The organism is Streptomyces sp. NPDC058457, assembly GCF_042720695.1.
GTDB lineage: Bacteria > Actinomycetota > Actinomycetes > Streptomycetales > Streptomycetaceae > Streptomyces.
Map to the genome: position 1 here is coordinate 313571 of NZ_JBHXLU010000001.1, position 12818 is coordinate 326388.

Annotated in this window: 12 protein-coding genes and 1 pseudogene; 6 read left to right on the forward strand and 7 right to left on the reverse strand. The window is 71.1% G+C overall.

Annotation, left to right across the window (positions count from 1 at the left end; all coding sequences use genetic code 11):
• The first annotated feature begins 16 nt into the window (after positions 1-16).
• The 3 genes from ACFWPS_RS01435 (at position 17) to ACFWPS_RS01445 (ending at position 2971) form a co-directional block, all read left to right on the forward strand.
• Positions 17-907: an SDR family oxidoreductase gene (locus ACFWPS_RS01435; protein WP_383699597.1), complete on the forward strand. Its 891-nt coding sequence runs from the start codon at positions 17-19 to the stop codon at positions 905-907.
• 104 nt (positions 908-1011) lie between these two features.
• Positions 1012-2478: an AlkA N-terminal domain-containing protein gene (locus tag ACFWPS_RS01440; RefSeq protein WP_383699801.1), complete on the forward strand. Its 1467-nt coding sequence runs from the start codon at positions 1012-1014 to the stop codon at positions 2476-2478.
• A gap of 10 nt (positions 2479-2488) precedes the next feature.
• The gene (locus tag ACFWPS_RS01445; protein ID WP_383699599.1) at positions 2489-2971 is read left to right on the forward strand and encodes a methylated-DNA--[protein]-cysteine S-methyltransferase; all 483 of its coding nucleotides are present in this window, start codon (positions 2489-2491) and stop codon (positions 2969-2971) included.
• A 16-nt stretch (positions 2972-2987) separates the two neighbouring features.
• Here the strand turns inward: ACFWPS_RS01445 and ACFWPS_RS01450 are convergent.
• The 5 genes and pseudogenes from ACFWPS_RS01450 to ACFWPS_RS01470 form a co-directional block, all read right to left on the reverse strand.
• Positions 2988-3443: pseudogene (locus ACFWPS_RS01450) on the reverse strand (D-arabinono-1,4-lactone oxidase); the annotation flags it as partial.
• A 27-nt stretch (positions 3444-3470) separates the two neighbouring features.
• Positions 3471-4742: an MFS transporter gene (locus ACFWPS_RS01455; RefSeq protein ID WP_383699601.1), complete on the reverse strand. Its 1272-nt coding sequence runs from the start codon at positions 4740-4742 to the stop codon at positions 3471-3473.
• A 107-nt stretch (positions 4743-4849) separates the two neighbouring features.
• Positions 4850-6028, reverse strand: coding sequence for an amino acid deaminase/aldolase (locus ACFWPS_RS01460; protein WP_383699803.1), 1179 nt, complete (start codon positions 6026-6028; stop codon positions 4850-4852).
• Positions 6029-6172: 144 nt separating this feature from the next.
• A complete protein-coding gene (locus tag ACFWPS_RS01465) occupies positions 6173-7012 on the reverse strand; it encodes an SDR family NAD(P)-dependent oxidoreductase (protein WP_383699604.1) in 840 nt (279 codons plus the stop codon).
• A gap of 138 nt (positions 7013-7150) precedes the next feature.
• Complete coding sequence (locus tag ACFWPS_RS01470) at positions 7151-8122, reverse strand: SMP-30/gluconolactonase/LRE family protein (RefSeq protein WP_383699606.1); 972 nt, start codon at positions 8120-8122, stop codon at positions 7151-7153.
• 142 nt (positions 8123-8264) lie between these two features.
• Between ACFWPS_RS01470 and ACFWPS_RS01475 the strand changes: the two genes are divergently transcribed.
• Together ACFWPS_RS01475 and ACFWPS_RS01480 are read left to right on the forward strand one after the other, a co-directional pair.
• Positions 8265-9806 carry an aldehyde dehydrogenase family protein gene (locus ACFWPS_RS01475; protein WP_383699608.1) on the forward strand — a complete coding sequence of 514 codons (1542 nt, stop codon included), beginning with the start codon at positions 8265-8267 and terminating at the stop codon, positions 9804-9806.
• 143 nt (positions 9807-9949) lie between these two features.
• Positions 9950-10759, forward strand: a complete 810-nt coding sequence (locus ACFWPS_RS01480; RefSeq protein ID WP_383699610.1) for a class II aldolase/adducin family protein — start codon at positions 9950-9952, stop codon at positions 10757-10759.
• On the opposite strand, the gene ACFWPS_RS01485 is transcribed toward ACFWPS_RS01480, so the two are convergent.
• Complete coding sequence (locus ACFWPS_RS01485; RefSeq protein WP_383699612.1) at positions 10756-11403, reverse strand: TetR/AcrR family transcriptional regulator; 648 nt, start codon at positions 11401-11403, stop codon at positions 10756-10758. The genes ACFWPS_RS01480 and ACFWPS_RS01485 overlap by 4 nt on opposite strands.
• Before the next feature lie 22 nt (positions 11404-11425).
• Between ACFWPS_RS01485 and ACFWPS_RS01490 the strand changes: the two genes are divergently transcribed.
• Complete coding sequence (locus ACFWPS_RS01490) at positions 11426-11746, forward strand: hypothetical protein (protein WP_383699614.1); 321 nt, start codon at positions 11426-11428, stop codon at positions 11744-11746.
• Here the strand turns inward: ACFWPS_RS01490 and ACFWPS_RS01495 are convergent.
• Entirely contained in the window at positions 11743-12480 is a 738-nt protein-coding gene (locus tag ACFWPS_RS01495) for an NAD-dependent deacetylase (RefSeq protein WP_383699616.1), read from the reverse strand. The two genes, ACFWPS_RS01490 and ACFWPS_RS01495, sit on opposite strands and share 4 nt — an antisense overlap.
• Between the last annotated feature and the right edge of the window lie 338 nt (positions 12481-12818).

Here is a 12818-nt window from a genome sequence, read left to right on the forward strand (position 1 = left end):
CGTGAGGTGATCTGTCATGCGTGTGTTCGTCACCGGTGCCACCGGTTTCATCGGCAGCGCGGTGGTCCGCGAACTGCTCGGCGCCGGCCACCAGGTGCTCGGCCTCGCCCGCTCGGACGCGGCCGAGGCGATCCTGAAGGAGGTGGGGGCGGAGGTGCACCGGGGCGACCTGAACGACGTCGACGGGCTGCGGATCGCGGCGGATACGACGGACGGGGTGGTGCACACCGGCTACAACCATGATTTCTCCGATATGCCGGGTGCTCTCCGTACCGAACTCGGCGTGCTGCAGGCCCTCGGTGACGCGCTCGCCGGGTCCGGCCGGCCCCTCGTCGTCACCTCCGTGACCGGCCTCCTCGCCCCGGGCCGCCTCGGCACCGAGGAGGACGAGCCCGACCGGGCGGGACCCGGTGCCCACCGGGCCCAGGCGGAACGCTCCGCCCTGGCCCTGGCCGACAGGGGGGTACGGGTCTCGGCGATCCGGCTCCCTCAGGTGCACGGAGTCGGCGACCACGCCTTCGTCCCACACCTGATCGGCATCGCCCGCGACAGGGGTGTCGCCGCCTACATCGGTGACGGCACCAACCGCTGGGCGGCCGTGCACCGCTTCGACGCCGCCCGCCTCTACCGCAAGGCCGTGGAGACGGCGCCGGCCGGTGCGGTGCTGCACGCGGCCGCGGAGGAGGGCGTCCCGCTCCGCGGCATCACCCAGGTCATCGGCCGCCGACTCGACCTGCCGGTCGTGTCCCTCGCACCGGAGGAGGCGACCGACCACTTCGGCTGGCTGGCACGCTTCGTCGGCAACGACAACCCCACGTCAAGCGCCGCCACCCGGGAACGGTACGACTGGCAGCCCGAGCAGCCCGGGCTGCTGGCCGACCTCGACCAGGACCACTACTTCGGCTGACGGCCGTAGAGCTCTGGGGCCCTGGAGGTCAGGGCACCTTCGTGTCGGATTTCCGCCAGCATCGGCCACACCCGGTGGCCGATGCTGGACCCATGCAGAAAGGGATGCACCTCGACCGCGAGCACTGTGTACGGGCCGTGCAGTCGAAGGACGCGCGGTTCGACGGCTGGTTCTTCACGGCCGTCCTGACCACCCGCATCTACTGCCGGCCCAGCTGCCCGGTGGTACCGCCCAAACCCGAGAACATGACGTTCTACCCGAGCGCGGCCGCCTGCCAGCAGGCCGGGTTCCGGGCCTGCAAGCGCTGCCGTCCCGACACCAGCCCCGGTTCCCCGGAGTGGAACCAGCGCGCCGACCTGGTCGCCCGCGCCATGCGGCTGATCGCCGACGGGGTCGTGGACCGCGAGGGCGTACCCGGCCTCGCCGCCCGCCTCGGCTACAGCCCCCGGCAGGTGGAGCGCCAGCTGCTCGCCGAACTCGGCGCCGGCCCGCTGGCCCTCGCCCGGGCCCAACGCGCCCAGACCGCCCGCCTGTTGATCGAGACGACCGCCCTGCCGATGGCGGAGATCGCCTTCGCGGCCGGCTTCTCCTCGATCCGCGCCTTCAACGACACCGTCCGCGAGGTCTTCGCCCTCTCCCCGAGCGAACTGCGCGACCGCCGCCCCAGGTCGGCGAACCACGCCCCGGGCGCACTCACTCTCCGTCTGCCCTTCCGCGCCCCCCTCAACCCCGACAACCTCTTCGGCCACCTCGCGGCCACCGCCGTACCCGGCGTCGAGGAGTGGCGGGACGGCACCTACCGGCGGACCCTGCGGCTGCCGTACGGCCACGGCATCGCCGCCCTCGCCCCGAAGCCCGACCACATCGCCTGCCGGCTCACCCTCAGCGACCTGCGCGACCTGCCCGTCGCCATCAGCCGCTGCCGGCGGATGCTCGACCTGGACGCCGACCCGGTCGCCGTGGACGACCAGTTGCGCACGGATCCCTTCCTGGCGCCGCTGGTCGACAAGGCCCCCGGGCGGCGGGTGCCGCGCACGGTCGACGAGGCGGAGTTCGCCGTCCGGGCCGTGCTGGGCCAGCAGGTCTCCACGGCCGCCGCCCGCACCCACGCGGCCCGCCTGGTGACCGCTCACGGCACCCCGGTGGACGACCCCGAGGGCGGCCTCACCCACCTCTTCCCGTCCCCCGAGGCGCTCGCGGAGGTGCCCCCAGACTCCCTGGCGATGCCCCGCACCCGCCGCACCACCTTCACCACTCTGGTCGGTCAACTCGCGGACGGCACCCTCCACCTGGGCGTCGAGAGCGACTGGGCGGAGGCGCGCGCCAGGCTCCTCGCCCTCCCCGGCTTCGGCCCGTGGACCGTCGACGTCATCGCCATGCGCGCCCTCGGCGATCCCGACGCCTTCCTCCCCACCGACCTCGGAATCCGGCGCGCCGCCCAGGAGTTGGGCCTGCCCGGCACCCCGGCCGCCCTCACCGCACGCGCGGCGGCCTGGCGCCCCTGGCGGGCCTACGCCGTCCAGTACCTGTGGGCGACCGACAGCCACCCGATCAACTTTCTGCCCGTATAAGGATGTTGCCGTGAAGAACCACACCGTGACCGACAGCCCCTACGGCCGCCTCACCCTGGTCGCCGAGGACGGCACCCTCTGCGGCCTCTACATGGAGGACCAGCGCCACCGCCCGCCGGAGGAGACCTTCGGCGCCCGCGACGACGACCTCTTCACCGAGGCGGAGGATCAACTCTCCGCCTACTTCGCGGGCGAGTTGAAGGAGTTCACCCTCGAAATGCGCCTGAACGGGACCTCGTTCCAGCGTGGCGTCTGGGAGCAGCTGCGCCTGATCCCCTACGGAGAGACCCGGTCGTACGGCGAACTGGCCGAAGCCCTGGGCAATCCGCAGGCCTCCCGCGCGGTCGGCCTCGCCAACGGAAAGAACCCGATCGGCATCATCGTGCCCTGCCATCGCGTGATCGGCGCGAACGGCAGCCTCACCGGCTACGGCGGCGGCCTGCCCCGCAAGCAGCGTCTGCTGGACTTCGAGCGGGGTGCGGGCCTCTTCTGACCGCCCGGCGACCGGGTCAGTCGCCCAGTACCCTGCGCAGATAGGCGTTGGTGAAGCGCCGATCGGGGTCGAGCCGGTCGCGCACCGCCCTGAACTCGTCGAACCGGGGATAGGCGGTCGCGAAGCAGGCGGCGTCCCGGGTGTGGAGCTTTCCCCGTGCGGGCGCCCCATCGTGCGCGACGAAGATGCGCTCCGCTTCGGCGAAGTACCGCCGTCAGGGCATGCCCCGGTACACATGGACGGCGATGCAGGCGCTGTCGCGTCCGGATGCCGTGGAGAGGGTGATGTCGTCAGCGGGGGTGGTGCGGACCTCGACCGGGAAGCCGATGCGCAGATCGGAGCGCTCGACCACGGTCTTGAGTTCACGGAGGGTGTCGAGGACGGCCGCGCGCGGGACGGCGTACTCCATCTCGATCATCCGGACACGGCGCGGGCTGGTGAAGACCTTGTAGGGGATGTCCGTGTAGGTCCGGGTCGGGTGCGGGACGGGCCGGCGCCGCTATCTGACGGACCGGACGCGGTACACGAGCAGGACCCCCACGGTCGCGGCCACGCCGACGCAGGAGAACAGGAGCGGATAGCCGCGGTCGGAGGTGATGACGAAGCTGGCGATCAGCGGGGCAAGCGCGGGCGGGACGATCGTGCCGATGTTCATGATCCCGAGATCCTGGGCCCGGCTCTCGGCATCCGGCAGGACCTGGGTGATCAGGGCCTGGTCGACGGCCATGTAGGCGCCGAAGCCGCCGCCCATGACGGCTGACGCGACCAACGTGACGCCGAAGTCGGGAAAGCTCGCCAGCAGGAAACCCGCAGCCGCCTGGAGCAGCGCCGCCAGCGCCACGAAGATCCGGCGTCTGCCGAGGCGGTCGGAGAGCACCCCGGCGACGGAGCTGGCCAGCACACCGGCCAGCAGGTACAGGGCCGTACAGGCGAGCAGACTGCCGGCCGGATCGGGGACCTTCAGGTCGTCGGTCAGGAAGTAGAGGGTGTAACAGACGCCCAGTGAGTTCGCGAGGTTGACCAGCAGCCGTCCGCCGAACGCCCAGGCGAAGTCACGGTTCCTGAGCGAGCGGCCCATGGAGGTGAGCAGCGTGCGCAGCCGCAGCGCGGGCTCGGAGTCGTACGCGGTGTCACGGAAGCGCGCGACGAACGGCACGGTGCAGACGATCAGCAGCGCCGCGACGACGAGGTAGCCGCTCGCGGGGGACAGCGCGAAGGCGGAGACGAGGGCGATGCCGGTCACCACGCCGAGGGACTGGGGGCCGTAGATCGTGCTGGACACCACGCCGCGCTGGTCGACGGGGACGCGGTCGGCGATCATGGCGGTCAGCCCGGCGGTCGCGGCGCTGAGGCCGAGCATGCTCGCGGACCACGCGAGGGTCACGCCGGTCACCGTCGTCTGCTCTCCGGTGATCGCCAGCCCGGCCGCGAAGGACAGCGCACCGACCGCGAGCCAGAGCCTGCGTCGTCCGAAGCGGCTCCGGGAGCGGTCGCACAGCGCCCCGCACACCGGGAGGGCGACGAGTGAGACCAGTCCGGCGAGGGCGTTGACGACGGCGAAGCTCTGGACCTTGGACGCCGGGTCGATGATCTCCAGCTGCTGGGGCAGCAGCAGTTGCAGGGGGACGAGACTCGCCATCCAGTATCCGAACCACACCAGGCCGAACAGGGTGATCCAGCCGCGGGAGACCGGATCGGTCGGCGCATGGCCGGCATCGGTCGCGACGGCGGCCGCCGGCACCGGGGCCGGCGGGCGGAACTCGGTGGGCATACGGCCTCCGGGGAACGGAAACGGGCCTGTTCAGGAACGGGTCAGGATCGGCTCGGGCACGGCTCGGGCACGGCTCGGAAACGGCTCAGGCACGGCTCGGGCACGGCTCACAAGAAGGCGTGTCCCTCGCCCCGGTAGGTCGCGACCTCGTCGACGACCTCCGCGCCGGACACCAGGTGGAGCGTGTTGACGCGTTCGCACAGTTCGCCGGCCTTGGCGTGCCGGAACCACACGTGGTCGCCGAGCCGCAGTCCGTGCGCGGCGGCACCCAGGACCGGGGTCTGGACCTCGCCGGCCCCTTCCCGGGGGTTCGTGCGCAGGCCGTGCGGCCACGTCAAGGTGGGCTGCCGGTCCGGTTCGGTCGGGCCGGAGGCGATCCAGCCGCCGCCGAGCACGGTGGCGATCCTGGCGCTCGGCCGGCGCACGACGGACATGACGAAGAAGGCGGCGGGACGGGGGCGGAAACGCCGGTAGAAGTCGAAGAGTCCGGGTCCGTAGAGCCCCGATCCGGCACCGATCTCGGTGATGACGTCTTCGGCGGAGGTCTGCTCGACGGAGCCCGTACCGCCGCCGTTGACGAACTCCAGCGGGGCCACGGCCTCCACCGCGGCTATGACCGCCGCGCGCCGGTCTGCCAGTTCGGCGGCGGACAGGCGCTGCATGGTGCGGACCGCGGCCCGCCTGAGCAGCGAACCGGGCTGGTTGTCGCCCAGGCCGGCGATCTGGCCCTCGTAGGACATGAGTCCGGCCAGCCGGAATCCGGGCCGCTCCTGGACGGCACGGGCGAGTGCGGCGGCCTGCCGGGGGGAGTGCACCGGCGACCGGTACGGGCCCAGGTGGATACGGCCTCCGGCCAGTTCCAGCGAGGCGTCCAGATCGATGCAGACGCGGATGTCGGGGCGGGAGGTGCCCACCACCTCGTCCACGAAGTCCAGTTGGCCGATCGAGTCGATCATGAGGGTGACGCGCGAGGCCGCGCGCTCGTCCGAGGCGAGCCGCCGCAGCGCGGTGCGGTCCGTCGTCGGATACCCGATCACCACGTCCTCGTGGTCCTCGGCCAGCCACAGGGCCTCCGGCAGTGTGAAGGCGAGGATTCCCCGGTACCCCGGACGCCGGACGGCCCGCCCGATCAGCTCGCGGCTGCGGACCGACTTGCTGGCCAGGCGGATGGTCGCCCGCCCGGCCGCCCGAAGGGCCAGATCGGCGGCGTTGGCGTCGAAGGCGTCCAGGTCCACCACGGCGAACGGTGGTTCCAGGTGTTCCGTGGCCCGGTTCAGCTGGATCATCCGGTCGTGGTCCGGCCCGCTGACAGCGGCCAGGGCCCTTTTGGCGTCCGGCCGGAACGTGACGTGCGTACTCACATCCGCACCCTTTCTGGGAGGTTCGTGCGAAGAGCGGGCGGGGGGGGAAGTGCGGGCGGGGGACGCCCCTCAGTTCCCGGACGACGGGATGCCCGGAGCGGAGAGCAGCCTCGCCCGCTGCCGCCGGCCCCTGGCCTCGACGACGGGGATGATCCGGCGCATCAGCCTGGGGAAGACTCCGGCGACCCGTTGCACGCGGCCGGCGAACGGCGGGAACACCACTTCGACCGGCCTGGTGGTGACCGCGTCGACGACGGCCTCGGCGATCTGTTCCGGGGCGTAGGACTTCTCCGCGAAGGCGATGGCGGAGGTGGGGTCGGCCATTTCCTGGTCGAGCATGCCGGTCCGGGTGGACGGCGGATGGACGATCGTGAAGTCCACCGGTCCATCGCGTTCCTCTATCGCGACGCTGTGGTGGAAGGCGCGAAGTCCGTGCTTCGTGCCCCCGTAGGTGGCGTATCCGGGCAACGGCAGGAACGACGTCATGCTGCAGACGTTGATGATGTGACCGTGGCCCTGCGCGGTCATGCGTCCCAGCGCCGTGCAGACTCCCGTGACGGTGCCGAGCAGGTTGATCTCGACGATGTCGCGGTGCTGCTGGGGGCGGAGATCGCGGGCGTTCCCGGTGTGGGTGATGCCGGCGTTGTTGACCAGCACGTCGACGACCCCGAAGCGGGCCTGCGCCGCGTCGAAGGCCCGGATCCACTCCTCGGGGGAGCGGATGTCCAGGGTGTGAGCGGCGGCGCGGTCGCCGAGGGCGCGGGCCCGGGCCAGGACGGCGTCCTCGTCCACGTCGGTCAGCATGACGTGATGGCCGCGCGCGACCGCCAGTTCCGCGATGGCGGCTCCGATGCCGCCGGCTGCGCCGGTCACGAGGATGACCCGGCTCTTCTCGGATGTTCGGGGCATGGCCACAGATTCTCCTGGTCAACTGTCCAAGTCAATTGTTCAGATCGAATTCACGCGAATTGTTACTTCGGGACCTCGGGCTTCAAAGCTTCGGGACCTCGGGGCTTCGGGGCTTTGGGGCTTTGGGGGCTTCGGGAGTCACATCCGCACCAGTTCGACGCGGCCGCCGTTGAGTTCGGCGGCGCGGACGGGGTCGTCCGTCGGGACGGTGGCGGCGAAGAGGGTGCGTCCGTCGGCTCCGGCCATCAGGCAGCTCAGGGTGTGCTGGCTCGTGGCGACCCGGTCGATGACCCGGCCGCCGGGTGCGACGCGCACGCACTCACCTCGCAGGGCGTTCGCGACCCATATCGACGTGCCGTCGGCGTCCCACCCGATGCCGTCCGGGGCGATCGGGGACGAGGAGCGCTTGGAGACGGCGGGGCGGTCCAGGAGCGCCGAGATCCTGCGGGTGACGCGGCCGGCCGTCCCCGGGTGGTTCACGAGGCGCCACAGGAGCGGTGAGATCAGGGGCGCCCACGGTCGCGGATCCGTAAGGGAGCCGTCGGGGTTCCTGGAGAAGGCGGTCAGCCGCATGGCCAGGCTCTCGGCCACGATCACGGTTCTGCCGTCGGGGCTGAGCAGGGTCCCGTTCGGGAAGAGCAGGGGCTCGGTCAGCCCGAGCAGGCTGCCGTCCGGCGCCAGGCAGGCGAGCGGGGCTCTCGGCGGGCCGGGTGGCGTGTAGAGCATGGAGTTCGGGTGCTCGCGGGAGTGGGCGTGGTAGTCGAAGCCGAAGTTGCCGACGTAGGCACGCCCTTCGGGGTCGACGAGCATGTCGTTGACCGGACCGCCGACGATGTGCCGCAGGTCGGCGTGTTCGACCAGTTCGCCGTCGGCCTCCAGGCGGTACACGCAGCCACCGTCCATGGAGACGACGAGCAGGCGGCCGTCGGGGAGCCAGCCGAGTCCGCCCGCCCGGCCGGGGACCTTGAGCACCGCCTCCGGCTCTCCGGCTCCGTCCCATCGGTGCACCGTGCCGTGCGCGAGATCCGAGAACCACAGGGCTCCCTGATGCCAGCGCAGGGACTCGGGAACGCCCAGGCCGCTCAGCGCGACCGATGCCGTCCTCTTCATCCGACCGCTCCTTCTGGACGCGGGATCGAGAGGGCCAAGCGCCTCTCCCCACGACTTGGACGCTTGTACAAGACGCTTGACTTGTACGGGTGACCGTCTCATTCTGGGCGAAGAGAAGTCAACGTTCCGGTGGGGAGTTTTCGTGACCCAGAACCAATCCCTCGTCGCAGCAGGCCCCCCGGTGGGGGCACGTATCGCGGTGGACGATCCCGCCACCGGAGCGGTGGTCGGCGAGGTGCCCGACACGTCCGCAGAGGAGGTGGCGCGGGCGGTGGAGCGCGCCCGGCGGGCGCAGCGGGACTGGGCCGGGCTGGACACCCGGGCGCGCGCCGGGTTCTTCGCGCGCGGCCGCCGCTGGCTGCTGGCCCACCGGGAGGAGATCGCCGACCGCATCGTCGAGGAGAACGGCAAGGCGCGGGAGGACGCGATCGTCGAGATCGTCTACTGCGCCGCCGCCTTCGCCTACTGGGCGAAGCAGGCCCGCGGCCTGCTCGCGCCGACGAGGATCCGCTCCCTCTCGCCCTTCGTCCTCGGCCGCAGCATGTACACGCGCCGGGTGCCGCGCGGTGTCGTCGGAGTCATCGGGCCCTGGAACAACCCGCTGCTCAACTCCTTCGGCGACGCCGTCCCCGCCCTCGCCGCGGGCAACGCGGTCGTCCTGAAGCCCTCCGAACAGACCCCGCTCACCGCGCTGCTCATGGCGCGGATGGCCCGCGAGTGCGGCTGGCCCGAGGGCGTCTTCCAGGTCGTCACCGGCGCGGGGGCCACCGGGCGTGCGGTCGTGGACACCGTGGACTTCGTGATGTTCACCGGATCGACCAGGACCGGCCGCCAGGTCGCGGCCCGGGCGGGCGAGCGCCTCATCCCCTGCTCACTGGAGCTCGGCGGCAAGGACGCCCTGGTCGTCCTGTCCGACGCCGCCCTTGAGCGGGCCGTCAACGTCACGATCCAGGGGGCCCTGTCCAACGGCGGGCAGATGTGCACCTCGGTGGAGCGGGTCTACGTCGAGGCGCCGGTGTACGACGCGTACCTCGCCCTGCTGCGGGAGCGGTTCCAGCAGGTCACCTCGGGCCGGCCTGCCGGGCTCGGAAGCGTCGACGTGGGCGCCGTCACCTTCCCGCCCCAACTGGAGGTCATCAAGGACCACGTCGAGGACGCCGTGCGCAAGGGCGCCCGCGTACTCGTCGGCGGGCATGCCTCCGAAGGACCCGGCCGGTTCTTCGAACCCACGCTGCTCGTCGACGTCGACCACAGCATGAAGTGCATGCGGGAGGAGACCTTCGGCCCCACGCTGCCCGTGATGAAGGTCGCCGACGCAGAGGAGGCCATCCGGCTGGTCAACGACAGCCCGTACGGGCTCCAGGCCTCGATCATCGGGTCGGACATGAAGCGCGCCCGCCGCCTCGCCGAACGGTTCGAGGCCGGATGCGTCACCATCAACGACGCCCAGACCAACTACATGGCCCTGGGCCTGCCGATGGGCGGCTGGAAGGAGTCGGGCCTCGGGGTCCGCCACGGGGCCGAGGGATTCCTCAAGTACACCCGGCTCCAGGCCGTCAGCATCAACCGGTTCCCGATGCGCCGGGACATGCACATGATCCCGTACGAGCCTTCGGCCTACCGGTCCCTGCTCCGCCTGGTGGACGTCATGTACGGCAGAGGCCTGCGCGGCCGCGCCGAATAGCGCTGCCAGAAACCGCAGTTGACGAACCCGTGGCTATCCGTCCGCAGTTCGCGCACCCGGCACTTTCCGTATCCGGCACTTCACGCATCCGCACTTCACGCATCCGCAGTTCACGCATCCGCAGTTCACGAGAGGGCCAGACCATGACCATGACCCCCGAGGCGACGGCACACGCGTCCGTCGCCACCCTGCCCGAAGGCGTCTCCCTTCCGCTGCCCCAGCAGAACCTGACCTTCGAGCAGGAGCGCGAGGTGCGCAAGCAGGAACTCGCCGCCGCCTTCCGCCTGTTCGCCCGCTTCGGATTCTCCGAGGGCGTGGCAGGCCACATCACGGCCCGTGACCCCGAGAACCCGTCGGCGTTCTGGGTCAACCCCTTCGGTATGTCGTTCAGCCGGATCCGGGTCTCCGACCTGATCCTCGTCGACCACGACGGCACGCTCCTGGAGGGCAGGCGCCCGGTCAACAACGCCGCGTTCTGCATCCACTCGGAGGTGCACCGGGCCAGGCCGGAGGTGGTCGCGGCGGCGCACACCCACTCCGTGCACGGCAAGGCCTTCTCCAGCCTCGGCGTCCCGCTGGCACCGATCACCCAGGACGCCTGTGCCTTCTACGAGGACCACGGCGTCTACGCGGACTACCGGGGCGTGGTGAACGACACCGAGGAGGGCCGGCGCATCGGCGCGGCACTGGGCGACGGCAAGGCCGTCGTGCTGCGGAACCACGGACTGCTCACGGTCGGCGCGTCCGTCGCCGAGGCGGCCTGGTACTTCATCACCATGGAACGGTCCTGCCAGGCCCAGTTGCTGGCCATGGCCGCCGGGGAGCCCACGCTCATCGACCCCGAGACGGCGCGGATGGTCCGCGACCAGATCTCCGGACCGCTGCCGGGCTGGTTCCAGTTCCGTCCGCTCTGGGACCAGATCACCGCGGAACAGCCCGACCTGTTCGACTAGGCCGCTCGCGGGCGGGCCAGTGTCAGGAGGTGTTCGCCGGTCAGGCGCAGGACCTCGCGGCTGTGCTCGCTGTCGCGGTCGACCAGCCAGCTCAGAGTGATGCCGTCGAGCACCGCGTTGAGGTAGCGGGCCAGCACCGGAACGGGCACGGCCCACTCGATGCCCGCAGCGTCGGCGGCCTCCTCCAGGAGTTCCTGGTGGACTTCCCGGTAGTGCTGGTACTGGCGCCGGGCCAGGTCCTCCAACCCGGCCTGGCGCAGGGCGTAGTGCGTGAGTTCGTAGCTGACCTGGTGCTCTCCCGGACTGAGCTCGACAGTGCCCCAGAAGGCGCTCAGGCTCCTGGTGATCCGTGATCCGAGGTCGCCCTCGCCTTCGAACGTCTTCCGCGCGGTGGCCACCGTGGCGTCGGTGAAGCGGGTGAGGACTTCCTGAAGCAGTTCCTCGCGCGAGTTGAAGCAGTAATGGAAGACGCCCAGCGGCATTTTCGCCTCGTTGACGATGGCCCGTGTGGTCGCCTTCGCGACTCCCTCGCGGATCATCACCCGAAACCCCGCCGCGATCAGCTCCTCGCGTCGGTCCTTCGCTGCCATGCGGGACATCTGGCTCGCCTTCTGCTTCGACGACGGAATGCGTGTGCCACCCATGCTATCGCAGCGTCTTGGACGGTTGACCAAGATCTGGCGTCAGCTGGTCTCGCCGCCCGGCTCGGCAGCCGTTCGGGCGGGCGGCCCGGCGAGCCGGTGCGGCCCGGACGGGGGCGGCCGGATCTCCGTGATCACCGACGGACTGGCGGTGTGCGAGGAACTCGTCCAGGACGAGAACGTCGAACTCATGCTGCTCGGCGGCATGGAGCTTACGGCGTACGCGCGGGTGCTCAGGTCATGGACACCACGGCCGCCGAAGTGCCGGCCGGACAGCGCTGCGGCCCGGACGGCGTCGGAGGAAGCGGGCGTGTTCGTGATGCAGGTGAGCCCTGCCGGCGCCTAGGAGTGGTTCTCCGCGGTCAGCCGCTGCATCAGCTTGGGCAGCGCGGTACCGATGGGTTCGCGGATGACTTCGTCGGCCAGTTCGTCGTAGGGCGTGGGTTCGGCGTTGACGATGACCAGCCGTGCCCCGTGGTCGGCGGCCACGCCCGCGAGCCCCGCGGCCGGCTGCACCTGGAGGCTGCTGCCGACGGCGATGAACACCGTGCAGGCCTTGCTGATGGCGAGGGCTTCACCGAGGACGCCCGGGTCGAGTTGCTCCCCGAACATCACGGTCGCCGATTTCAGGATCCCGCCGCACTCCAGGCACGGCGGATCCTCCTCGCCGGCCGCGACCCGGGCGATGGCGTCCTCCATCGGCCCCCGCGTATGACACTTCGTGCACACGACGCTGCGCGCGCTGCCGTGCAGTTCGAGCACCTTACGGGCGGGCATGCCGCCGAGCTGGTGGAGTCCGTCGACGTTCTGGGTGATGACCCTGACCGGCACGCCGGACTGTTCCAGCTCGGCCACCGCCCGGTGCGCGGCGTTCGGCTCGGCCTTCAGCGTCCGGTTCTTCCGCCGCATCTGCCAGGACCGGCGCCGGATCTCCGGGTCGCCCATGTAGTACTCGTACGTCACGAGCTTCTCGGCCTCGGGATCGCGCCGCCACAGCCCGTTGGGGCCGCGATAATCGGGGATCCCGGAATCGGTGGAGATGCCTGCCCCACTCAGGATGGCGACGAGAGGCTTGTTCATGGGCCGAGACTAGGACGCCTGCGCGGACGGAGGCGAACGGATATCAGGGAGCGGCCGCGTCCCCGGCGCACCGCCCCTGCCGAAACCCGTCAGGGTCGGTACCGACGGCACCGACCGAGCGCAGCGAACGCCCGAGGTCTCCGGCGAGGTTACGAGGGTGTCGCCGCCACCACCAGAGGTCGGAGCCGGGCAGCTTGTGGAACCAGCCGAGTGCTTGGCCGTCGTCGACGGTCGCGGCCCTGCACCGGCCGTCCAGCGACGGTGAACGCCGTCCGCCGGCCGCGCCGGTGCAACAGCTCTCCCACCTCGGTTTCGGTAGCCACGGACGGGAGACTCCC